This is a genomic window from Salmonella sp. NW1250, assembly GCF_051812965.1.
Classification (GTDB): domain Bacteria; phylum Pseudomonadota; class Gammaproteobacteria; order Enterobacterales; family Enterobacteriaceae; genus Salmonella; species Salmonella enterica.
The window spans coordinates 282,717-303,870 of record NZ_JAMNDD010000001.1 but is presented as its reverse complement, the minus strand read 5'-3'; the positions used below and the strand labels follow the sequence as shown (position 1 = coordinate 303,870).

General features: G+C 52.2%; 25 protein-coding genes. 15 read left to right on the top strand and 10 right to left on the bottom strand.

Annotated elements, in window-relative coordinates; all coding sequences use genetic code 11:
* Nucleotides 1-2 precede the first annotated feature (2 nt).
* From rsxG to gstA, 5 genes are all read left to right on the top strand, one after another.
* Nucleotides 3-623: an electron transport complex subunit RsxG gene (gene rsxG, locus NBA72_RS01625; protein ID WP_042947347.1), complete on the top strand. Its 621-nt coding sequence runs from the start codon at nt 3-5 to the stop codon at nt 621-623.
* 2 nt (nt 624-625) lie between these two features.
* Nucleotides 626-1,318: an electron transport complex subunit E gene (locus tag NBA72_RS01620; RefSeq protein ID WP_001289628.1), complete on the top strand. Its 693-nt coding sequence runs from the start codon at nt 626-628 to the stop codon at nt 1,316-1,318.
* The gene (gene nth, locus NBA72_RS01615) at nt 1,318-1,953 is read left to right on the top strand and encodes an endonuclease III (protein ID WP_001030318.1); all 636 of its coding nucleotides are present in this window, start codon (nt 1,318-1,320) and stop codon (nt 1,951-1,953) included. The genes NBA72_RS01620 and nth overlap by 1 nt, the downstream gene beginning before the upstream one ends.
* 601 nt (nt 1,954-2,554) lie before the next feature.
* The gene (gene dtpA / locus NBA72_RS01610; protein ID WP_000100911.1) at nt 2,555-4,060 is read left to right on the top strand and encodes a dipeptide/tripeptide permease DtpA; all 1,506 of its coding nucleotides are present in this window, start codon (nt 2,555-2,557) and stop codon (nt 4,058-4,060) included.
* A 104-nt stretch (nt 4,061-4,164) separates the two neighbouring features.
* Nucleotides 4,165-4,770, top strand: coding sequence for a glutathione transferase GstA (gene gstA, locus NBA72_RS01605; RefSeq protein WP_000765727.1), 606 nt, complete (start codon nt 4,165-4,167; stop codon nt 4,768-4,770).
* Between the two features lie 58 nt (nt 4,771-4,828).
* Here gstA and pdxY read toward each other — a convergent pair whose 3' ends face one another.
* From pdxY to anmK, 5 genes are all read right to left on the bottom strand, one after another.
* Entirely contained in the window at nt 4,829-5,689 is an 861-nt protein-coding gene (gene pdxY, locus NBA72_RS01600) for a pyridoxal kinase PdxY (RefSeq protein ID WP_000789736.1), read from the bottom strand.
* A 59-nt stretch (nt 5,690-5,748) separates the two neighbouring features.
* Complete coding sequence (gene tyrS / locus NBA72_RS01595; RefSeq protein ID WP_000168626.1) at nt 5,749-7,023, bottom strand: tyrosine--tRNA ligase; 1,275 nt, start codon at nt 7,021-7,023, stop codon at nt 5,749-5,751.
* 126 nt (nt 7,024-7,149) lie between these two features.
* Nucleotides 7,150-7,806: a pyridoxamine 5'-phosphate oxidase gene (pdxH, locus tag NBA72_RS01590; protein WP_001282334.1), complete on the bottom strand. Its 657-nt coding sequence runs from the start codon at nt 7,804-7,806 to the stop codon at nt 7,150-7,152.
* A gap of 58 nt (nt 7,807-7,864) precedes the next feature.
* On the bottom strand, nt 7,865-8,194 hold the full coding sequence (gene mliC / locus NBA72_RS01585; protein WP_001132086.1) for a C-type lysozyme inhibitor: 330 nt from the start codon (nt 8,192-8,194) through the stop codon (nt 7,865-7,867).
* Between the two features lie 86 nt (nt 8,195-8,280).
* Complete coding sequence (gene anmK, locus NBA72_RS01580) at nt 8,281-9,402, bottom strand: anhydro-N-acetylmuramic acid kinase (RefSeq protein ID WP_042947353.1); 1,122 nt, start codon at nt 9,400-9,402, stop codon at nt 8,281-8,283.
* A 272-nt stretch (nt 9,403-9,674) separates the two neighbouring features.
* On the opposite strand from anmK, the gene slyB reads away from it, so the two are divergent.
* Nucleotides 9,675-10,142 (top strand): outer membrane lipoprotein SlyB, encoded by a 468-nt coding sequence (slyB, locus tag NBA72_RS01575; protein ID WP_000597179.1) that lies wholly within the window; start codon nt 9,675-9,677, stop codon nt 10,140-10,142.
* Between the two features lie 47 nt (nt 10,143-10,189).
* Here slyB and slyA read toward each other — a convergent pair whose 3' ends face one another.
* Complete coding sequence (gene slyA, locus NBA72_RS01570; protein WP_000764554.1) at nt 10,190-10,630, bottom strand: transcriptional regulator SlyA; 441 nt, start codon at nt 10,628-10,630, stop codon at nt 10,190-10,192.
* A gap of 194 nt (nt 10,631-10,824) precedes the next feature.
* Here slyA and NBA72_RS01565 point away from each other — a divergent pair, with 194 nt between their 5' ends.
* Genes NBA72_RS01565 through NBA72_RS01555 form a run of 3 tightly spaced genes read left to right on the top strand, consistent with a single transcriptional unit; the run spans nt 10,825 to nt 13,963 of the window.
* Complete coding sequence (locus NBA72_RS01565; RefSeq protein WP_000649755.1) at nt 10,825-11,061, top strand: DUF1656 domain-containing protein; 237 nt, start codon at nt 10,825-10,827, stop codon at nt 11,059-11,061.
* Nucleotides 11,062-11,063: 2 nt separating this feature from the next.
* The gene (locus NBA72_RS01560) at nt 11,064-11,924 is read left to right on the top strand and encodes an efflux RND transporter periplasmic adaptor subunit (RefSeq protein WP_024798049.1); all 861 of its coding nucleotides are present in this window, start codon (nt 11,064-11,066) and stop codon (nt 11,922-11,924) included.
* Nucleotides 11,924-13,963 (top strand): FUSC family protein, encoded by a 2,040-nt coding sequence (locus NBA72_RS01555; protein ID WP_042947357.1) that lies wholly within the window; start codon nt 11,924-11,926, stop codon nt 13,961-13,963. The genes NBA72_RS01560 and NBA72_RS01555 overlap by 1 nt, the downstream gene beginning before the upstream one ends.
* Here the strand turns inward: NBA72_RS01555 and sodC2 are convergent.
* The 3 genes from sodC2 to NBA72_RS01540 form a co-directional block, all read right to left on the bottom strand.
* Nucleotides 13,939-14,460, bottom strand: coding sequence for a superoxide dismutase [Cu-Zn] SodC2 (sodC2, locus tag NBA72_RS01550; RefSeq protein WP_000826820.1), 522 nt, complete (start codon nt 14,458-14,460; stop codon nt 13,939-13,941). The genes NBA72_RS01555 and sodC2 overlap by 25 nt on opposite strands.
* A 79-nt stretch (nt 14,461-14,539) precedes the next feature.
* Nucleotides 14,540-15,436, bottom strand: coding sequence for an aldo/keto reductase (locus NBA72_RS01545; RefSeq protein ID WP_000250721.1), 897 nt, complete (start codon nt 15,434-15,436; stop codon nt 14,540-14,542).
* 50 nt (nt 15,437-15,486) lie between these two features.
* Nucleotides 15,487-15,726, bottom strand: coding sequence for a DUF1289 domain-containing protein (locus NBA72_RS01540; RefSeq protein WP_001538148.1), 240 nt, complete (start codon nt 15,724-15,726; stop codon nt 15,487-15,489).
* Nucleotides 15,727-15,828: 102 nt separating this feature from the next.
* Between NBA72_RS01540 and NBA72_RS01535 the strand changes: the two genes are divergently transcribed.
* From NBA72_RS01535 to rnt, 4 genes are all read left to right on the top strand, one after another.
* Entirely contained in the window at nt 15,829-16,428 is a 600-nt protein-coding gene (locus NBA72_RS01535) for a TetR/AcrR family transcriptional regulator (protein WP_042947361.1), read from the top strand.
* A gap of 58 nt (nt 16,429-16,486) precedes the next feature.
* Nucleotides 16,487-17,584, top strand: coding sequence for an alkene reductase (locus NBA72_RS01530; protein ID WP_000092935.1), 1,098 nt, complete (start codon nt 16,487-16,489; stop codon nt 17,582-17,584).
* Between the two features lie 68 nt (nt 17,585-17,652).
* A complete protein-coding gene (gloA, locus tag NBA72_RS01525) occupies nt 17,653-18,060 on the top strand; it encodes a lactoylglutathione lyase (RefSeq protein ID WP_001237787.1) in 408 nt (135 codons plus the stop codon).
* 100 nt (nt 18,061-18,160) lie between these two features.
* The gene (gene rnt / locus NBA72_RS01520; RefSeq protein WP_001282272.1) at nt 18,161-18,808 is read left to right on the top strand and encodes a ribonuclease T; all 648 of its coding nucleotides are present in this window, start codon (nt 18,161-18,163) and stop codon (nt 18,806-18,808) included.
* Nucleotides 18,809-18,885: 77 nt separating this feature from the next.
* Here rnt and grxD read toward each other — a convergent pair whose 3' ends face one another.
* Complete coding sequence (gene grxD / locus NBA72_RS01515) at nt 18,886-19,233, bottom strand: monothiol glutaredoxin 4 (protein WP_000108176.1); 348 nt, start codon at nt 19,231-19,233, stop codon at nt 18,886-18,888.
* A 334-nt stretch (nt 19,234-19,567) separates the two neighbouring features.
* Between grxD and NBA72_RS01510 the strand changes: the two genes are divergently transcribed.
* The gene (locus NBA72_RS01510; RefSeq protein ID WP_001520344.1) at nt 19,568-20,389 is read left to right on the top strand and encodes a C40 family peptidase; all 822 of its coding nucleotides are present in this window, start codon (nt 19,568-19,570) and stop codon (nt 20,387-20,389) included.
* Nucleotides 20,390-20,515: 126 nt separating this feature from the next.
* The gene (gene sodB, locus NBA72_RS01505; RefSeq protein ID WP_000007299.1) at nt 20,516-21,097 is read left to right on the top strand and encodes a superoxide dismutase [Fe]; all 582 of its coding nucleotides are present in this window, start codon (nt 20,516-20,518) and stop codon (nt 21,095-21,097) included.
* Nucleotides 21,098-21,154 lie beyond the last annotated feature (57 nt).

Sequence of the window (21,154 nt, the reverse complement as noted above, 5' to 3'; positions counted from 1 at the left end):
CCATGCTGAAAACGATTCGTAAACACGGTATTACGCTGGCGCTTTTTGCCGCAGGCTCTACGGGATTGACCGCGGTGATTAATCAGATGACAAAATCAACCATCCACGAACAAGCGCTGCAACAACAGCATGCCCTGTTCGATCAGGTATTGCCGCCAGATCGTTACAATAATAATCTGCAAGAGAGCTGTTATCTGGTCGATGCGCCCGCCCTCGGCAAAGGCACACACCGTGTTTTTATCGCTCGCAAGGATGATAAACTCGTAGCGGCCATCATTGAGGCCACCGCGCCAGATGGCTATTCCGGCGCTATCCAGCTTATTGTTGGCGCAGATTTCAACGGTACCGTCCTGGGGACGCGTGTGACGGAACATCATGAGACGCCAGGGTTAGGTGATAAAATTGAGCGCCGTTTGTCTGACTGGATTACCCACTTTAGCGGTAAAACCATCAGCGGTGAAAATGATACGCACTGGGCGGTGAAAAAAGATGGCGGTGATTTTGATCAATTTACCGGGGCGACAATAACGCCGCGCGCCGTGGTGAATGCGGTTAAACGCGCCGGGCTGTACGCCGAATCACTGCCCGCTCAGCTTCCCCATTTAACCGCCTGTGGAGAATAACCATGAGCGAAATAAAAGACATTGTTGTTCAGGGGTTATGGAAAAATAACTCTGCTCTGGTGCAGCTACTTGGCCTGTGCCCTTTACTGGCGGTGACGTCTACGGCAACCAACGCTCTGGGGCTGGGTCTGGCCACAACGCTGGTATTAACGCTGACCAACCTTACGGTGTCCGCACTACGTCGCTGGACGCCGGCAGAAATCCGTATCCCGATTTACGTCATGATCATTGCCTCGGTGGTAAGCGCAGTACAGATGCTGATCAATGCGTATGCGTTCGGTTTGTATCAGTCTTTAGGGATTTTTATTCCGCTGATTGTAACGAACTGCATAGTTGTTGGTCGCGCCGAAGCGTTTGCCGCGAAAAAAGGACCGTGGCTTTCCGCGTTGGACGGTTTTTCCATCGGCATGGGCGCGACAGGCGCGATGTTCGTGCTGGGTTCGCTGCGCGAGATCCTCGGGAATGGTACGCTTTTCGATGGCGCGGATAGCCTGCTGGGAGGCTGGGCAAAAGTATTACGAGTCGAGATATTTCACACCGACTCGCCTTTCCTGCTGGCGATGCTGCCGCCAGGCGCGTTTATCGGCCTGGGGCTCATGCTGGCGGTAAAATATCTTATTGATGAAAAAATGAAGAAACGCCGCGCCGAAACCGCGCCTTCCGCTGTTCCGGCAGGTGAAACAGGGAAAGTCTGATGAACAAAGCAAAAAGGCTGGAAATTCTGACGCGCCTGCGCGACAACAATCCGCACCCCACAACGGAACTCAATTTCACGTCGCCGTTTGAGTTGCTGATTGCCGTGTTGCTTTCCGCGCAGGCAACCGACGTCAGCGTGAATAAGGCTACCGCCAAACTTTACCCGGTCGCCAATACACCAGCCGCGATGCTGGAACTGGGCGTAGAAGGCGTGAAATCCTATATCAAAACCATCGGTTTATTTAACAGTAAAGCGGAAAACGTGATTAAGACCTGCCGTATTTTACTGGACAAGCATAATGGCGAAGTGCCGGAGGATCGGGCGGCGCTGGAAGCGCTTCCCGGCGTGGGGCGTAAAACCGCTAACGTAGTACTAAATACCGCCTTCGGCTGGCCGACCATCGCCGTTGATACGCATATATTTCGTGTATGCAACCGAACACAGTTCGCGCCGGGTAAAAATGTCGAGCAGGTAGAAGAGAAGTTGCTGAAAGTGGTGCCGAATGAGTTCAAAGTGGACTGCCATCACTGGTTAATTTTGCATGGCCGCTATACCTGTATCGCCCGAAAACCCCGCTGCGGCTCCTGCCTCATTGAAGATCTTTGCGAATACAAAGAAAAAGTCGATATTTGATATGGTCGGAGTGCGTCCGTCACGCCAGCGCGCTCCCACCTTCGGCCTGGATCTATTTTAGCCATCAATCATTCCAGTCTCTGTCCTTTTTCTGATGTAATGTGCTTTCGTTTTCCCTCCACGTCAGGTTAATCATTTTTTTAATCGCAAAAATTTCTATCTATCCGTGATCAGGATCACTTTGATAACTTCATGTGAAATTTAATGACATCTAAGGTTACATTTACAACCGGATAGACTGACGCCCCGTTTTCACTACAAAACATTACTCTGCCATTTTTTCAGATAATGGCCTATATCACTGCTTTTCACCTTAAATAGCAGAAGATATCGCCTTTCACCCAAACTAATGGCCTTTTTGCAGTGTAAAAATCTGCCATTCTTCAAATGAAGAAATTTAACGCTGGATAACATTTCTGACATCGGACGATTCAACCAGAAGAGTTATATGTAACAGATTATTACAAAGCTCTTGTCTGGAGAGGAAAGATAGTGAACATTACCTGCCGTTTCCCCTCCAATATAACAATCGGACGGATGAGTCTGACTCATCACGCGCCAGACAATCCCTGTTAATACGGGGCGTAAAAAAGAGGTAAAAGTGTCTACTGCAAACAAAAAACCAACTGAAAGCGTCAGTTTGAACGCTTTCAAACAACCGAAGGCGTTCTATCTCATCTTCTCGATAGAGTTATGGGAGCGTTTTGGTTATTACGGCCTGCAAGGCATTATGGCCGTCTACCTGGTAAAACAACTGGGTATGTCAGAAGCGGATTCCATCACCCTTTTCTCTTCCTTCAGTGCGCTGGTGTACGGCCTGGTCGCCATTGGCGGTTGGTTAGGTGATAAAATTCTGGGCACCAAACGCGTTATTATGTTGGGTGCCGTGGTGCTGGCTATCGGTTATGCGCTGGTCGCATGGTCTGGTCATGACGCTGGCATCGTCTATATGGGCATGGCGGCTATCGCTGTGGGTAACGGTCTGTTTAAAGCTAACCCGTCTTCCCTGCTGTCTACCTGTTACGCGAAGGACGATCCGCGTCTCGACGGCGCATTTACGATGTATTATATGTCCGTCAACATCGGCTCCTTCTTCTCTATGCTGGCGACGCCGTGGCTGGCGGCGCGTTATGGCTGGAGCACCGCGTTTGCGCTTAGCGTCGTCGGTATGCTGATAACCGTCGTTAACTTTGCTTTCTGCCAGCGCTGGGTGAAAAGCTACGGTTCCAAACCCGACTTTGAACCGATCAACTTCCGTAATCTGCTGCTGACCATCGTGGGTATTGTCGTTCTGATTGCGGTCGCCACCTGGCTGCTGCACAACCAGGATATCGCGCGTATGGTGCTGGGCGTAATCGCTCTTGGCATCGTCATTATCTTCGGTAAAGAAGCGTTTTCCATGCACGGCGCGGCACGCCGTAAAATGATCGTCGCCTTTATTTTGATGCTGCAGGCGATTATCTTCTTCGTACTGTACAGCCAGATGCCGACGTCGCTGAACTTCTTTGCCATTCGTAACGTCGAGCACTCTATTCTCGGTATCGCGTTCGAACCGGAACAGTATCAGGCGCTGAACCCATTCTGGATCATTATCGGCAGCCCGATTCTGGCCGCTATTTATAACAGGATGGGCGATACGCTGCCGATGCCGATGAAATTCGCCATTGGTATGGTGCTGTGTTCCGGCGCGTTCCTGATTCTGCCGCTGGGCGCCAAATTTGCGAACGATGCCGGCATCGTATCCGTAAACTGGCTGATCGCAAGCTACGGCCTGCAAAGTATCGGTGAGCTGATGATCTCCGGTCTGGGACTGGCAATGGTCGCACAGTTGGTTCCGCAGCGTCTGATGGGTTTCATCATGGGTAGCTGGTTCCTGACAACGGCAGGCGCTAACATCATCGGCGGTTATGTCGCCAACCTGATGGCTGTGCCGAGCGACGTGACTGACCCGCTGATGTCCCTGGAAGTCTATGGTCGCGTATTTATGCAGATTGGCATAGCAACCGCCGTTATCGCCGTCCTGATGCTGCTGACAGCGCCTAAGCTGAACCGTATGACCCAGGACGATGATACCGCTGAAAAAGGCTCTAAAGCCGCTACAGTTTAATTTTCCGGGAAACAACATTCAGGCCGCTAACTGTGCGTTAGCGGCTTTTTTTTTGCTCGTCCCCGCACTACCATACTTTAAACCTCAGCAAAAAGGAGTTACCGATGAAACTGTTCTACAAACCGGGTGCCTGCTCTCTTGCTTCCCATATTACCCTGCGCGAAATTGGCAAAGACTTTACGCTTGATGGCGTCGATCTCGCAAAAAAACGCCTGGAAAACGGTGATGATTACCTGGCAGTCAACCCTAAAGGACAGGTTCCGGCTCTGCTGCTGGATGACGGCACACTGTTGACTGAAGGCGTCGCCATTATGCAGTACCTCGCCGACAGCGTTCCCGACCGCCAGCTTCTGGCGCCGGTAAGTAGTCTTGCTCGCTATCATACGCTGGAATGGCTCAACTATATTGCAACGGAACTGCATAAAGGCTTTACCCCGCTGTTCCGCCCTGACACGCCGGAAACACTTAAACCCGCCGTTCGCGCCGGTCTGGAAAAGAAATTGCAGTATGTGGATGAGTCGCTTTCAGACGACCAGTGGATTTGCGGCCAGCGTTTTACCATCGCAGACGCTTATCTGTTTACCGTATTGCGTTGGGCCTATGGCGTAAAACTGAATATGGACGGGTTAACGCATATTGAAAGTTATATGCAGCGTGTCGCAAAAAGACCGACCGTTGCGGCAGCGCTTAAAGCGGAAGGACTGAATTAATGTCATGTTGCCGGATAGCTCGCTGTACCGCCATCCGGCCTCTTTTTAGCAGCAATAATTACAGCCGCGTTGCGCTGAAGTAATGTTCAGGGTTAGCGATCCTGTCCTGGGCCGCCACGACCTGCAGTTCGTACTCCTGCATCGTTTTGGTGGCGATCATAATCTCATAGACTGCCGCCGTAACGTGCTCCAGCGCCTGCTGCAACGTCGCGCCCTGCAAAAGTTTGACCAGCAATAAACCACTGGTGACATCGCCAACGCCAACCGGCTGACGTGAGCCGAAATCCACCAGCGGACGGCTAATATGCCAGGCTTCCTGTGCCGTCACCAGCAGCATTTCAAAGCGTTCTGAACTGTAACCGGCGCGGGCGAGATGTTTTACCAGTACAATTTCTGGCCCCTGAGCAATCAGTTCACGCGCCGCCTGCACGGCGTCATTCACATTATTCACGCTATGTTTGCTGAGAATTTCCAGTTCAATCAGGTTAGGCGCGATAATATCGCTGGCGGGTAACGCATAACGCACATGGAACTCTGCGACGCCAGGCGCCACGATACAACCCTTTTCCGGATGCCCCATCACGGGATCGCAGAAATATTTTGCCTGCGGATTTGCTGCTTTAACCTGGCGCACAATACCGAGAATGTGTTCTCCCTGCTCGGCAGATCCCAGGTAACCGCTAAGTACGGCGTCGCAGTGCGCTAACTGGCCAATGTCCGCAATCCCCTGGACAATCTCAGTCAGATGGCTGGGCGGCATGACACAGCCGGTCCATTTACCATATTGCGTGTGGTTAGAAAACTGAACGGTATTCAGCGGCCAAACATTCGCGCCAAGACGGCGCATGGGAAATTCGGCGGCGCTGTTGCCCGCATGTCCGAAAACAACATGGGACTGGATAGCGAGGATATTCTTCATTTTTTTACCTGAACATCAAAAATAAGGGAGTGATTTCTCACTCCCTGTTACTTAATGCCTTATTTCCAGCAAATCAGACAATAGTTCTTTTTGCCGCGACGTAATAAGGTATAGCGGCCAAACAGACGGTCCTCATCGTTAAAGATGTATTCAGGATCGGATTGTTTTTCACCATTGATAGTGACAGCGTTGGAGGCGATAGTCTTACGCGCCTGACCACGCGACGGCTGGAGTTCGGCGTCTACCAGCGCCTGCATCAGGTCGGCGCCTTTTTCCATTTCAACCATCGGTACGCCGTCCTGCGCCAACTGCTCAAAGTCAGCTTCGCTCAGCGCGCTCAGTGAACCGCTGAACAGGCATTCAGTGATCCGTTTCGCCGCGACCAGCCCCTCCTCGCCGTGAACCAGGCGCGTCACCTGCTCGGCCAGCACATACTGCGCGCGCGGCGCTTTACCGCTGTTTTTATCTTCTTCTTCCAGGGCATTGATCTCTTCAATGTCCATAAAAGTGAAGAATTTCAGGAAGCGATAAACATCGGCATCTGCGGTGTTAATCCAGAACTGGTAGAATTTGTACGGACTGGTTTTCTTCGGATCCAGCCAGACAGCGCCGCCTTCGGTTTTACCGAATTTCGTGCCGTCAGCTTTGGTGATCAGCGGAACGGTCAAACCAAATACCTGATTCTGGTGCAGACGACGGGTCAGGTCGATACCGGAAGTGATGTTCCCCCACTGGTCAGAACCGCCAATCTGTAAGGCAACGCCGTGCAGTTTATTCAGACAAGCGAAGTCGTACCCCTGTAGCAGGTTATAAGAGAACTCCGTGAAAGAGATACCCTGATCGTCACGGTTCAGACGCTGCTTCACCGCTTCTTTGTTGATCATCTGATTAACGGAAAAATGTTTACCGATATCGCGCAGGAAAGTCAGCACATTCATGCTGCCGAACCAGTCATAGTTATTGGCCGCGATGGCGGAGTTTTCGCCGCAATCAAAGTCCAGGAATGGGGCAACCTGTTTACGAATTTTCGCCACCCACTCCTGAACGGTCTCTTCAGTGTTCAGTTTACGCTCGGCGGCTTTGAAGCTCGGGTCGCCAATCAGACCGGTCGCGCCGCCTACCAGCGCAACAGGTTTGTGCCCTGCCTGCTGGAAGCGTTTCAGGCATAACAATGGAACCAGATGCCCCAAATGCAAGCTGTCAGCGGTAGGATCGAAGCCGCAATAGAGCGCGATCGGGCCTTGCGCCAGTCGCTCTGCCAACGCGTCTTCGTCCGTCACCTGGGCTACCAGCCCCCGCTCTTGCAATTGTTTAATCAAGTTACTGCTTGCCATCAAAATCTCCATGTATAAAACGACTGCACCTTTGCCGGTACACGACTTTTCGCCAGACGCGAAAGAGACATAGCATAAAACGGCGGATTCATCCGCACCAGTGCTTAAAACAAGATTTTTGCATCTTTAGGGCGCAAGACGGTCGATTTTCCATGCGCCGTCGTCGCGTTGGTATAAAAAGCGATCGTGCAGACGATGTTCGCCGCCCTGCCAGAACTCCATCTGTTCGATACTCACGCGAAAACCACCCCAGAAGCTGGGTAACGGCACTTCGCCCTGTTGAAACTTCTGCTTGAGCTCCAGGAATTTGCTTTCGAGGATACCGCGCGCGGAAATGCGGCTGGATTGTTTAGAAACCCATGCGCCAATCTGGCTGTCGCGCGGACGGCTGTGGAAATACCTCACCACCTCAAGTGTGGAGAGACGCTCGGCTTTGCCTGTCACCATCACCTGGCGTTCAAGCATATGCCAGGGAAATAACAGACTGATACGCGGATTGTGCTCAATTTGATGCGCCTTGCGGCTTCCCAGGTTGGTATAAAAGACCAGGCCTTTTTCATCATAATGCTTGAGCAATACAATACGCTGGTACGGTTGCCCCTTGTCATCTACGGTCGCCACGACCATTGCCGTCGGATCGGCCAGTCTGGCGTCGCACGCTTGCCCAAGCCAGCGCTCAAATAAGGTTAACGGTTCAGCGGGTAAATCGCGGCGACGCAAGCCGCCTTTCGTGTATTCACGGCGCAGATGCGCGATCTGCTGCAATTGGTCGTTATCAGACATGGCGTTGATCAGAAATAATCAGTGGGTGGCGCTATTGTGCGCCCCCATACTGAAAATCTCAACGCTTCGGATTTTGTAACTGACAGTTATTAAGCACAATTCTGTCTCGTTTATAGACCGTGGCGCTCTCGCCTTGCGACCAGAAAACATAAATCCCGTCGGTATAACGCGCGCCCGAGGCCGAGATTCCTTGCTTCAGGGTCAGCAGCTTATTGTCATAAACAAAACTGACCTCTTCACGCGGGTTATTGACTTTAACGGTAAGCGGCTTCTCATCACACTGGTATTCCAGCGTATCCGTTTGCATACGTTCAACAAATTGTTGATAAACGCTACAGCCGGTCAGCAGCACAGGTAAACACATTATTGCGATCTTTTTCATAGGCATATCCCGAAAGCTCTCCTGCTTCTGGAAGGCAAACGCCCCTTCCTGACCTTGCTAGTTTACCGATATAGGGTCCGGGAAAAATTCAGTTAACTCTGAGTTATTGGGTTAGCCGGGTAAATAGCGCCTAAAACACTGGCTTCTGTAGCCCCCGTCACGGAAGGCAAATTTCCCGGCAGGCCCGCGAGCGTTCGCCAGGCAAGCCAGGCAAAGGCCAGCGCTTCCATATCATCGCCGCTAATCCCCGCCTTATCGGTGGTCGAAACCTCGATACCGGGCAACAGCGCCGCCAGACGGGCCATCACTAACGGATTCCGGCCTCCGCCGCCACAGACCATCAGCCGCTCGCAGCCGCCATTGAGCAGCACCTGTTGGGCGATGGAGACCGCCGTCAGCTCCGCCAGCGTGGCCTGTACATCGCGCGCGTCTGCGCCAGGGAAAGCCGTAAGATGACGCTCTAACCAGCCATAGTTGAAATATTCGCGTCCTGTACTTTTGGGCGCCGACGCAGCAAAGTACGGATCGCGCAACATCTTTTGCAGCAATGGAAGAATAACCTGACCTTCTTTCGCCCATGCCGCGTCTTTGTCGTAGGGCTGCGCGCATTGTCGCCAAATCCACGCATCCATCAACATATTACCCGGCCCCGTGTCGTACCCGCGCACCGCCTGTCCGGGGAAAAGCAGAGATAAATTGGCGATGCCGCCGATATTCAGGACCATACGTTTTTCCGTCGGATGTCCCAACAGCGCGTGATGGAAAGCGGGCACCAGCGGCGCGCCTTGTCCGCCCAGCGCAATATCCCGCCGCCGAAAATCGCCGACCACTGTAATCCCCGTATGGGCGACGATGTGATTATTATCGCCAATTTGCAGCGTATGCGGGGCCTCGCCGGTCGGCTCATGCCAGACCGTTTGCCCATGACAACCAATGGCGACGATATCCCGCGGCTGCAAACGTTGTTGCGCTAACAGCGCATTAACCGCCTGTGCAAAAAGCCGGCCTAACTGGGTATCCAGCTGGCCGAGTTGCGAGAGCGTAAGCGGTTGTCCCTGGCAAATATCGAGAATGCCTTTTTTCAGATGAACGGGAATGGGCCAGGTGAGACTTGCCTGTTGCGCAACCATGGTTTCATCAATTGCCGCCAGTACAACATCCACACCATCAAGGCTGGTCCCGGACATAACGCCAATAAAACGGCCCGATTTCATACCTCTTCCTTATTAAGCTGGGTTAAGCCTTAACACTCGGCATAACGTATTTTGCAATGCGATGCCCGCGTCACGTTTTTTGCCGTGCCGTCCACGGATATCAATAACCTATCTTTTCTTGCTTCCCACTTCGTTTAAGATTGGTTAATTAACTTCTGATTATGATTTTTACATTCTTTCAGCAGAAGATATGACCTTAACTGCATAAATGCCATATAATTTAGCTATAGGGATGCTGACATAGCGTTTCGTGAAGAACAGGAGATGGATAAATGATTAAACGTGTACTGGCCGTTTCACTGATGGGGTTATCCTTAGCTGGGTGTGTTAACAATGATAGCCTTTCGGGTGATGTTTATACCGCATCCGAGGCTAAACAAGTTCAGAATGTAACGTACGGTACTATCGTTAACGTTCGTCCGGTTCAAATTCAGGGCGGTGATGATTCTAACGTGATTGGCGCTATCGGCGGCGCGGTGTTGGGCGGATTCCTCGGCAACACTATCGGCGGCGGTACGGGTCGTTCACTGGCGACCGCGGCAGGCGCGGTGGCTGGCGGCGTAGCGGGCCAGGGCGTCCAGAGCGCAATGAATAAAACCCAGGGTGTGGAACTGGAAATTCGTAAAGACGATGGCAACACCATTATGGTTGTGCAGAAACAAGGAAATACGCGTTTCTCGGCAGGTCAGCGTGTCGTGCTGGCCAGCAACGGCAGCCAGGTTACTGTCTCTCCACGCTAAACCAGGCTTTACGTGTGGTCACATGGCCACACGTATGCCCCTGCACCTCAATCGTGAGAGTGCAATTCCATAATGTTGTGTTCAAGTTTAGCGACAAGTTTAATCAGAAGCTCAATCTCCTCTGAAGAAATCCCAGCCAAAATTTCACCGCGCGTTTTATGAATGACCTCTTCCATCTCAGCGATCAGCGGCTCCGCTTTTTCGGTCAGTTTAATCCGCTTAGCGCGACGATCGCTGGCGCAGGTTTGCCGCGAAATTAGCCCCTTATCTTCAAGTTGATCCAACGTGCGTACCAGCGATGGCTGCTCAATGCCTATCGCTTTAGCCAATTGAATCTGCGACTGGTCAGGCGGCAATTGATGAATATTGTGCAACGTGACCCAATGTGTCTGCGTCAATTCCAGAGGCTTGAGGCGATGGTCAATCAGAGCACGCCAAATGCGCACCAACCGTGCCAGATCAGAACCTAGTGGCGATTCCAATTTCATCTCCTTATAATTAGCTTGCTAAGTTATTATGCTGATTTTAGAATAGTGTGCAGTATTTGTATTCTCAAAACAAATGTATTGCTAAATTTGCTTACCAATAGACATTTTTTCAGACATAGTGCGCACCTGGCACCTGTAGCTTCAGTTTTGGCTAAAACTAAAGCATCAACGTCTGACGCAAAGGAACATTGCTTGTGAAGTGTATACTCAACGCCACAGGATTGCCCTTACAAGATCTCATGTTGGGAGCATCTGTTTACTTTCCGCCATTCTTTAAAGCCTTTGCGCTTGGGTTCGTTATCTGGTTGTTTATTCACCGGCTCCTGCGTGACCGGATATACTCTGATGAAATCTGGCATCCCCTGTTAATGGATCTCTCCCTCTTTACGCTTTGCGTATGTCTGGGCCTCGTTTTACTGATCGCGTGGTAAATATGTCGTTAAAAACAATAAAATATTTTTCTACTCTCATTGTCGCCGTCGTCGCCGTTCTGGCCGCGTGGTGGTTATGGAATTACTATATGCAATCGCCTTGGACGCGCGATGGTAAAATCCGCGCGGAACAGGTCAGCGTAACGCCGCAGGTTTCTGGCAGCATTATCCAACTCAATATCAAAGATAATCAGTTCGTCAACGCCGGGGACGTTCTCTTTGTCATTGATAAAACGCCCTTCCATATTGCAGAACTTAACGCGCAGGCGCAGTTGGCCAAAGCGCAGTCCGATCTGGCAAAAGCGAATAATGAAGCCGATCGACGTCGACATTTATCGCGTAACTACATCTCTGCTGAAGATCTGGATAGCGCCAATCTGAATGTTAAAGCGATGCAGGCCAGCGTAGATGTCGCACTGGCGACGTTAAAACAGGCGCAGTGGCAGCTTAGCCAGACGGAAGTAAAAGCGCCGGTATCCGGCTGGGTGACCAACCTTTCCACGCGTACCGGTGATTATGCCAGTACCGGTAAGCCGCTTTTCGCCCTGGTAGATAGCCATTCATTTTATGTAATGGGATATTTCGAAGAAACCAAACTACGCCATATCCGCGAAGGTGAACCTGCATTAATAACACTGTATAGTGGCAATATTAAGTTACAGGGTCACGTTGGCAGTATCGGGCGCGCTATTTACGACCAAAGCGTGGAAAGCGACTCCGGTTTAGTGCCCGATATCAAACCCAACGTACCGTGGGTACGTCTGGCGCAACGCGTACCGGTACGTATCGAATTTGACGCTTTGCCGCAGGATATCACGCTCGTCTCCGGCACTACCTGCAGCGTAGCCATTGGACAGCGGTAATGAAACTCTCCCTGCCGGCCCTGCGAAATACGCCCTGGTTTAAAGCGACCTCCGGCCAGTGGCGTTACGCGTTGCGCAATACCATTGCCATGTGTCTCGCGCTGACATTCGCTTATTATCTCAATCTGGATGAGCCCTACTGGGCGATGACTTCGGCCGCAGTGGTGAGCTTTCCAACCGTAGGCGGCGTAATCAGTAAAAGTCTGGGGCGTATTGCCGGGAGTTTACTCGGCGCGACCGCCGCGCTGATTATTGCCGGCCATACGCTGAATGAGCCCTGGTTGTTCTTGTTTAGCATGGCCGCCTGGATCGGTTTTTGTACCTGGGCCTGCGCGCATTTTACCAATAATGCCGCTTATGCTTTCCAGTTGTCCGGCTACACGGCGGCGATCATCGCGTTCCCGATGGTTAATATTGTAGAAATCACGCAGTTGTGGGATATCGCCCAGGCACGTGTATGTGAAGTTATCGTCGGCATCCTCTGTGGCGGCATGATGATGATGATCCTACCCAGCACATCGGATGGCACAGCCCTGCTCACCGCGTTGAAAAACATGCATGCGCGCTTGCTGGAACATGCCAGTCTACTTTGGCAGCCGGAGACTAACGACGCCATCCGCTCCGCGCATGAGGGGGTCATTGGGCAAATCCTGACCATGAACCTGCTGCGTATTCAGGCCTTCTGGAGTCATTACCGTTTTCGCCGCCAGAATGCATTGCTAAATGCATTGTTACACCAGCAATTACGGCTAACCAGCGTGATCTCCAGTCTGCGTAGAATGCTTTTAAACTGGCCGACGCCGCCGGAAAACAGCCGCGAAGCCATTGAACAACTCTTAGCTGAGTTGGCAAAACCGCGCGCGGACAGCTACACCGTGGCGCGGATTATTGCGCCGCTACGCCCGCAGGATGAACAGGATTATCGTCACCTCGCGTTCTGGCAGCGATTACGCTATTTTTGCCACTTATATCTGCGCAGCAGCCGTCAGTTATATCTGATCGAAAGCGGCGCGCCGGTGGATCAAATCCATATCCGCCGCACTCCCGGCCTTGCGCGGCATACGGATAACGCAGAGGCCATCTGGAGCGGCGTGCGTACCTTTTGCACGCTCACGGTAATTGGCGCCTGGAGTATTGGCGCGCAATGGGAATCCGGGCCCGGCGCATTAACCCTGGCGGCGATCAGTTGCGTCCTCTACTCCATCGTCGCCACGCCGTTTAAGTCGCTTTCCTTATTGATGCGTACTTTAGTGCTGCTGTCCTTATTCAGCTTCGTGGTGAAATTTGGCCTGATGGTGCAAATCACCGATCTGTGGCAATTCTTACTTTTCCTTTTTCCGCTGTTCGTCACGATGCAACTGCTTAAACTGCAGATGCCTAAGCTGGCGGGACTGTGGGGGCAGCTTATCGTTTTTATGGGCTCATTCATCGCCGTGACCAATCCGCCGGTGTACGACTTCGCCGACTTCCTTAACGATAATACCGCCAAGATCGTCGGCGTCGCGATTTCCTGGCTGGCGTTTGCGATTTTGCGCCCCGGTTCCGATGCCGTAAAAAGCCGCCGCCATATCCGCGCGCTACGCCGGGATTTCGTCGATCAGCTTAGCCGTCACCCTTCCCATAGCGAAAGCGAGTTTGAATCGCTGACCTATCATCACGTCAGTCAGCTCAGCAATAGCCAGGATGCGCTGGCGCGCCGGTGGTTATTACGTTGGGGAGTGGTACTGCTGAACTGCTCGCATGTGGTATGGCAGCTGCGCGCCTGGGAGTCGCGTTCCGATCCGCTTTCCCGGGTGCGGGATATTTGTATATCCCTGCTGCGCGATGTGATGAGCGAGCGCGGCGTGCAGCAACGCCCGCTTGCCGTCACGCTACAGGAACTACAGCGTATCTGCGACACGCTCGCACATCATCATCAACCCGCCGCGCATGAGCTGGCGGCGATTATCTGGCGCTTACACTGTTCGCTGTCGCAGCTGGAACAGGCTCCAGCGCAGGGAACGCTGGCTCCAGGTTATTTAATGACGCCGCAGGCGTAACGCATTCCGCCGCCGCCGAGCGGTTTCGGCTGATCGGACATGTTATCGCCGCCCACATGGATCATGAGCGCTTTATCTTTCACTTCATCAAGAGACTTCAGACGCGGCGCAGTAACCGGTTCGGTGGCGATACCATCATTATTAACGACTAACACCGGGAGGTCGCCCAGATGCCCCTGGCCTTCCGGTCCTTCATGCTTGCCGGTATTTTGTGGGTCCAGATGACCACCAGCGGCTTCTGCGGCAACCGCTTTGCCGTCTTTAATCGCGGGCTGGCAGCTACCGTTGGCATGAATGTGAAAACCATGCTCGCCCGGCGGCAACGCTTTAAGGTGTGGGGTAAATTTTAAGCCGCCTTCGGTTTCATCGATGACGACGGTGCCGATAGACTGTCCTACGCCTTGCGCCGTCACCAGGTTCATCTCTACTTTCTCGCTGGCGGCCTGCGCACCCGCACAGGCCAACAGCGTCACCATCGCTAAACTTAATCGCTTCATAAAACCTCCGTTACATGTGGTCGCCTGTTAAGTGTAAACCACTAGCGAAAACATGAACGGAAAGTCAACGAGTTGGCGATTACGGCACGTCATAACCCAGTGCCGCCTTGCGGATTCGGAACCACTGTTGACGCGACAATGACAGCGTTTCCGCTTCTAGTGCGGCGCGTACGCGTTCGATTTTACCCGAGCCAATAATCGGCAGCGGCTGCGACGGCAAACGTAAAATCCAGGCATAGACCACCTGTTCAATAGAACTGGCGTTGAGTTCTTGCGCGATAACGGAAAGTTCCTGGCGCAACGGCTGATAAGCCTCATCATTAAACAGACGACCGCCGCCAAGACATGACCAGGCCATCGGACGAATACGCAGTTGCTGTAATTGATCTAATGTGCCGTCCAGCAACAAAGGCTGGTGAACCGGCGAGATCTCCACCTGGTTGGTCGCCAGGGTGAACGGCAGGCGCGATTGCAGCAACGTAAATTGCGCTGGCGTAAAATTAGAAACGCCAAAATGGCGCACTTTGCCGCTTTGATGTAGATGTTGAAACGCCTCGGCGACGTCATCCGCATCCATTAACGGATCGGGACGGTGAATTAACAACATATCCAGATAATCTGTCGCCAGATTTTTTAATGACTGTTCGGCGCTCAGAATAATATGGCGGCGATCGGTAATATAATGACCGAGCCTATTTTCCGCTCTGGCGGTGGTCGCAATACCGCATTTGGTAACGATTTGCAGTTTTTCCCGCAAATGCGGCGCCAGCGTTAGCGCCTCGCCAAACGCCGCTTCGCACTGATAACCGCCATAAATGTCCGCATGGTCAACGGTAGTGACGCCTAAATCCAGATGTTCTTCGATAAAACTCACTAACTGACGCGCGGACATATTCCAGTCCATCAAACGCCAGTAACCCATGACAAAACGCGAAAACTCCGGGCCTTGTGGAGCGATGGTGACACGCTGAACCATAACAGATTCCTCATAGAGAATAATGAGGTTGAGTATACGCAATTCCGCGTTTAAAAGAGTGAAGGTTGTTGAGGATCTTCCGATGGGAGAGGCTTATTTGCGCGTATTTTACGTAAGAAACGCTGGCGACAAAGCCGCAGTACATTTTGTTTCTCGGCATCGCTCATTTTTTGCCAGTTAAACCGTTCGTCGCGGCTGCGCATACATCCCCGACAAAAGCCACGCTCATCAGACTGGCAGATACCGCGACATGGGCTTGCTACAGGAAAAAACTCCAACTGCTCGGCCACATCCCCTCCTCAACGTTTGGCGCTTATGACTATTGAAGACGCTAACTGACATTATGGCAACTCTGCTTGCAGTAGACCGACTGGTCTACTATACTGCCTGTCATGAATAAGCAAACCGAACACGATACCCGCGAACATCTGCTGGCCACCGGCGAGCAGCTTTGTATGCAACGGGGTTTTACCGGCATGGGGCTTAGCGAGTTGCTCAAAACCGCCCAGGTGCCTAAAGGGTCGTTTTATCACTACTTTTGCTCGAAAGAAGCCTTCGGCGTCGCCATGCTTGAGCGACATTACGCCTGCTATCATCAGCGTCTTACGGCGCACTTCACCTCCGGTCCCGGTAATCATCGCGATCGTCTTCTCGCCTGGTATCAGGAAACGTTAAAGCAGTTTTGCCAGCAAGGCGCCATTAGCGGTTGCCTGACGGTGAAACTGTCAGCGGAGGTCTGCGATCTGTCGGAGGATATGCGCTCTACGATGGATAAAGGGGCGCAGGAGATCATGGCACTGCTTGCACGCGCGCTGGAAGATGGCCGTAATAGCCACTGTTTACATTTCACCGGCCAGCCGTTGCCACAGGCGCAGGTACTTTATGCCCTGTGGCTGGGTGCCAATTTGCAGGCCAAAATATCCCGTAGCGCCGCGCCGCTGGAAAATGCGTTGGCGCATGTTAAGACCATCATTGCAACGCCTGAGCAGTAACAGGCGTTTTTATTTCCTTTATTACAAGACGACCGGTCTACTTATATCAGGAGCCACTATGTCATCAGCAAAACTGTTTACCCCCCTCAAGGTGGGTGCCATCACGGCGACAAATCGCGTATTTATGGCGCCTTTGACGCGTTTGCGGAGTATTGAACCGGGCGACATTCCTACGCCGTTAATGGCGGAATATTACCGTCAACGCGCCAGCGCCGGATTGATCATCAGCGAAGCCACACAAATCTCCGCACAGGCGAAAGGCTATGCCGGCGCACCGGGATTACACAGCGATGAGCAGATCGCCGCCTGGAAAAAAATCACTCAGGGAGTCCATGCCCAGGGCGGCCATATGGCGGTGCAACTGTGGCATACGGGCCGTATTTCACACGCCAGCCTGCAACCAGGCGGACAAGCGCCCGTCGCGCCATCCGCTATCAATGCGGGAACCCGCACCTCTTTGCGTGACGAAAACGGCCAGGCCATCCGCGTAGAGACTTCCACGCCGCGCGCGCTGGATACTCACGAGATCCCCGGGATCGTCAACGATTTCCGCCAGGCTATCGCCAATGCCCGAGAGGCAGGCTTCGATCTGGTGGAGCTGCACTCCGCGCACGGTTATCTGCTGCACCAGTTCCTCTCACCGTCTTCTAATCACCGTACCGATCGGTACGGCGGCAGCGTAGAGAATCGCGCCCGTCTGGTGCTGGAGGTGGTTGATGCCGGCATTAAGGAATGGGGCGCGGACCGTATCGGCATCCGCCTTTCTCCTGTCGGCACTTTCCAGAATGTCGATAACGGCCCGAATGAAGAAGCTGACGCCCTTTATCTGATTGAAGCGTTAGGCAAACGCGGCATCGCTTATCTGCATATGTCTGAACCAGACTGGGCGGGCGGCGAACCGTACAGCGACGCATTCCGTGAAAAAGTGCGCGCGCGTTTCCACGGTCCCATCATCGGCGCTGGCGCCTATACGCCAGAAAAAGCGGAAGATCTGATCGAAAAAGGGCTGATTGACGCCGTGGCGTTTGGTCGCGATTACATCGCTAACCCGGATCTGGTGGCGCGTCTGCAACGTAAAGCGGAACTTAATCCACAGCGTCCCGAAAGTTTTTATGGCGGCGGCGCGGAAGGCTACACTGACTACCCTACTCTGTAATTTCATTGATAGCGGCCTCACATCGCCGCTATACTTTGAATATCTTGACTATTTTAAGGATAACGAAAATGCGTTTATTGCATACTATGCTGCGCGTCGGCGATTTGCAGCGTTCCATCGCTTTTTACACTAACGTTCTGGGCATGAAATTGCTGCGTACCAGTGAGAATCCGGAATACAAATACTCGCTGGCCTTTGTGGGATATGGTCCGGAAACGGAAGAAGCGGTCATCGAACTAACCTATAACTGGGGCGTTGAGAGCTACGACATGGGCAATGCGTATGGGCACATCGCGCTGAGCGTTGACAATGCTGCTGAAGCCTGTGAACGCATTCGTCAGAACGGCGGCAACGTGACCCGTGAAGCGGGGCCGGTAAAAGGCGGTTCGACCATCATCGCCTTCGTTGAAGATCCGGATGGCTATAAAATCGAATTGATTGAAGCTAAAGACGCAGGCCGCGGTCTGGGTAACTGATCCCCCGCCGGGCGCAGGTCACTGCGCCCGTTGTTTTACTGCATCCCGGCGTAAAATTTGCCATAATACGCGCTGCATTTTTTCGTATTAAGAGACTCAGATGTCCGATAACGCTCAACTTTCCGGTCTGTGCGACCGTTTTCGTGGTTTTTATCCTGTCGTCATCGACGTTGAAACTGCAGGATTTAACGCTAAAACCGATGCGCTGCTCGAAATCGCCGCCATCACGCTGAAAATGGATGAACAAGGCTGGCTGATGCCGGACACGACGCTGCATTTCCATGTGGAGCCGTTCGCTGGAGCCAACTTACAGCCGGAAGCGCTTGCGTTTAACGGTATCGATCCCTCTAACCCGCTACGCGGCGCGGTGAGTGAATATGAGGCGCTACACGCTATTTTCAAAATGGTGCGTAAAGGTATCAAAGACAGCGGTTGTAGCCGCGCCATTATGGTCGCGCATAACGCCACTTTTGATCACAGTTTTATGATGGCCGCCGCAGAGCGCGCCTCGCTGAAACGTAACCCGTTTCATCCGTTCGTCACCTTTGATACTGCGGCATTGAGCGGACTGGCGCTGGGACAAACGGTGTTATCAAAAGCGTGCCTGGCGGCAGGTATGGAGTTTGACGGTGAAAAAGCCCATTCCGCTTTGTATGATACCGAGCGGACAGCGGTGCTGTTTTGTGAAATCGTCAATCGCTGGAAGCGCCTGGGCGGCTGGCCGTTACCTTTGCCGACGGACAAATAACGAGGCTAACAACGCCGCTCTTGCTCACGATGGCGGTAAAAAAGCGACCTTTACAGGTCGCTTTCCCCTTTCACAGATTACTCTGCGTCCGGCTCCTGAGTTTTATATTTTGCCGCAGTTTCTTTAATAAGCTGCTGCAGCTCGCCACGCTGATACATTTCAATCACAATATCACACCCGCCGACCAGCTCGCCGTCCACCCACAGTTGTGGGAATGTCGGCCAGTTGGCGTATTTCGGTAATTCAGCGCGAATATCCGGGTTTTGCAGGATATCAACATAGGCAAAACGTTCCCCGCAGGCTGAAAGCGCCTGAACGGCCTGCGCAGAGAAACCACAGCTTGGCAGTTTCGGTGAACCTTTCATATACAGGAGAATCGGGTTTTCAGCGATCTGGCGCTGAATTTTTTCGATAGTGGTGCTCATTGTCTCGCTTCCTTAAACTACTTTTACGACCGAAGCCTGTCATTGTAACGGGTCAGGCTGGCAACGGAAAATAACATTTTCATCATGCCTTATTATTTTACCGTCTGCGGGAATAAGTTGTATACAAAATATCTTTTAAGCGGGTTGCCGCGCAGTGATTTGTAGATAACGCGTTTGTGTTTAGCATTAATTGCTATTTTTTTACATCTGTTAACGAAACACAGCTTCAGAAACCAAAAGCAATTACCAATCTGTGCTTTTGTAGATTAGAATTATCAGGTTTTGTAAATCATACGCAGGCATGAATCGCCTGCCTTTAACAGAGGATTGCTCAGTGGCGCGGATAAACAAAATCTCGATCACGCTCTGTGCTTTACTTTTTACTACTCTCCCCTTTACGCCAATGGCCCATGCTTCCAGGCAAGCCAAAGCGACGCCTGCTGTTTCTCATGTCACGAAAACGGCAGATAAAAAGAAAAGCACAACGAAAAAGATCAGTAAAACCAGCAAAAAAAACGTAAAAAAAACCTCAAAAACCAGCCGTTCTTCTTCCGCTTCTACGCCAAAACGTACCACCGCCTCCACAAAATCTCGTCATACGACGCATCGTCGTAACAGAACCGCGCCCACGTCAATCGCCGCCCTCGACGTAACGGAAAAATGCACGACGCGTAAAGGCCGTAAGCCGCACTGCGTGAAGGGGAAAGGAACATTGCCGGTCTCTATTGCCGATGCGCATCGTGCAAAAGTACAAAAAGCGACGAAAACCGCGATGTCCAAGCTCATGAATCAGATTGGTAAACCGTATCACTGGGGAGGCGCGTCGCCGCGCACCGGTTTTGATTGCAGCGGTCTGGTTTATTATGCCTATAAAGATTTAGTGAAGATCCGTATCCCCCGAACGGCGAATGAGATGTATCACCTGCGTGACGCGGCGCCCATTGAGCGTAGCGAGTTGAAAAACGGCGATCTGGTGTTCTTTCGTACGCAGGGGCGCGGCACCGCCGATCACGTTGGCGTCTATGTCGGCAACGGTAAGTTTATCCAGTCTCCGCGCAGCGGTCAGGAAATTAAGATCACCTCACTGAACGAAGAGTACTGGCAACGTCATTATGTCGGCGCCCGTCGGGTGATGACGCCTAAAACAATTCGCTAATATTTTATCCTGTCGTTTAACGACAGGATAACTTCTTCTTTTGCGCCACCTCTCAATTTGCTACCCTATCCTTACGCGCACCAGGGTTATTGTGCGTGCGCAATATTAATAATAAGGAGAGAAGCAATGTCGTTCGAATTACCTGCATTACCGTATGCCAAAGATGCTCTGGCGCCGCATATTTCTGCTGAGACGCTGGAATATCACTATGGCAAACATCATCAGACTTACGTGACCAATCTTAACAATTTGATCAAAGGCACGGCGTTTGAAGGCAAATCGCTGGAAGAGATCGTGCGCACTTCCGAAGGCGGCATCTTTAATAACGCCGCTCAGGTGTGGAACCACACCTTCTACTGGAACTGCCTGGCGCCAAACGCCGGTGGCGAACCGACCGGGAAACTGGCTGATGCTATCGCGGCATCTTTTGGCAGCTTCGCGGAATTTAAAGCGCAGTTCACCGATGCCGCTATCAAAAACTTTGGTTCCGGATGGACATGGCTGGTAAAAAGCGCTGATGGCAAACTGGCTATCGTTTCTACCTCAAATGCCGGTACGCCGCTGACTACGGATGCAACGCCGTTGCTGACGGTTGATGTGTGGGAACACGCGTATTACATCGACTACCGCAACGCCCGTCCAAACTATCTGGAGCATTTCTGGGCGCTGGTTAACTGGGAATTTGTTGCGAAAAATCTCGCCGCATAAGTCTGAGTACGCAGAAGGTACGCCTTCTGCGTTTTAGAGAGGGATAGAATAGAGGAG

Excerpts from the sequence above, each read along its gene's own strand:
- rsxG (WP_042947347.1), top strand. The coding sequence starts at position 3 with ATGCTGAAAACGATTCGTAAACACGGTATTACGCTGGCGCTTTTTGCC.
- NBA72_RS01620 (WP_001289628.1), top strand. The coding sequence starts at position 626 with ATGAGCGAAATAAAAGACATTGTTGTTCAGGGGTTATGGAAAAATAAC.
- nth (WP_001030318.1), top strand. The coding sequence starts at position 1,318 with ATGAACAAAGCAAAAAGGCTGGAAATTCTGACGCGCCTGCGCGACAAC.
- gstA (WP_000765727.1), top strand. The coding sequence starts at position 4,165 with ATGAAACTGTTCTACAAACCGGGTGCCTGCTCTCTTGCTTCCCATATT.
- pdxY (WP_000789736.1), bottom strand. The coding sequence starts at position 5,689 with ATGAAGAATATCCTCGCTATCCAGTCCCATGTTGTTTTCGGACATGCG.
- tyrS (WP_000168626.1), bottom strand. The coding sequence starts at position 7,023 with ATGGCAAGCAGTAACTTGATTAAACAATTGCAAGAGCGGGGGCTGGTA.
- pdxH (WP_001282334.1), bottom strand. The coding sequence starts at position 7,806 with ATGTCTGATAACGACCAATTGCAGCAGATCGCGCATCTGCGCCGTGAA.
- mliC (WP_001132086.1), bottom strand. The coding sequence starts at position 8,194 with ATGCCTATGAAAAAGATCGCAATAATGTGTTTACCTGTGCTGCTGACC.
- anmK (WP_042947353.1), bottom strand. The coding sequence starts at position 9,402 with ATGAAATCGGGCCGTTTTATTGGCGTTATGTCCGGGACCAGCCTTGAT.
- slyB (WP_000597179.1), top strand. The coding sequence starts at position 9,675 with ATGATTAAACGTGTACTGGCCGTTTCACTGATGGGGTTATCCTTAGCT.
- slyA (WP_000764554.1), bottom strand. The coding sequence starts at position 10,630 with ATGAAATTGGAATCGCCACTAGGTTCTGATCTGGCACGGTTGGTGCGC.
- NBA72_RS01560 (WP_024798049.1), top strand. The coding sequence starts at position 11,064 with ATGTCGTTAAAAACAATAAAATATTTTTCTACTCTCATTGTCGCCGTC.
- NBA72_RS01555 (WP_042947357.1), top strand. The coding sequence starts at position 11,924 with ATGAAACTCTCCCTGCCGGCCCTGCGAAATACGCCCTGGTTTAAAGCG.
- sodC2 (WP_000826820.1), bottom strand. The coding sequence starts at position 14,460 with ATGAAGCGATTAAGTTTAGCGATGGTGACGCTGTTGGCCTGTGCGGGT.
- NBA72_RS01545 (WP_000250721.1), bottom strand. The coding sequence starts at position 15,436 with ATGGTTCAGCGTGTCACCATCGCTCCACAAGGCCCGGAGTTTTCGCGT.
- NBA72_RS01535 (WP_042947361.1), top strand. The coding sequence starts at position 15,829 with ATGAATAAGCAAACCGAACACGATACCCGCGAACATCTGCTGGCCACC.
- NBA72_RS01530 (WP_000092935.1), top strand. The coding sequence starts at position 16,487 with ATGTCATCAGCAAAACTGTTTACCCCCCTCAAGGTGGGTGCCATCACG.
- gloA (WP_001237787.1), top strand. The coding sequence starts at position 17,653 with ATGCGTTTATTGCATACTATGCTGCGCGTCGGCGATTTGCAGCGTTCC.
- rnt (WP_001282272.1), top strand. The coding sequence starts at position 18,161 with ATGTCCGATAACGCTCAACTTTCCGGTCTGTGCGACCGTTTTCGTGGT.
- grxD (WP_000108176.1), bottom strand. The coding sequence starts at position 19,233 with ATGAGCACCACTATCGAAAAAATTCAGCGCCAGATCGCTGAAAACCCG.
- sodB (WP_000007299.1), top strand. The coding sequence starts at position 20,516 with ATGTCGTTCGAATTACCTGCATTACCGTATGCCAAAGATGCTCTGGCG.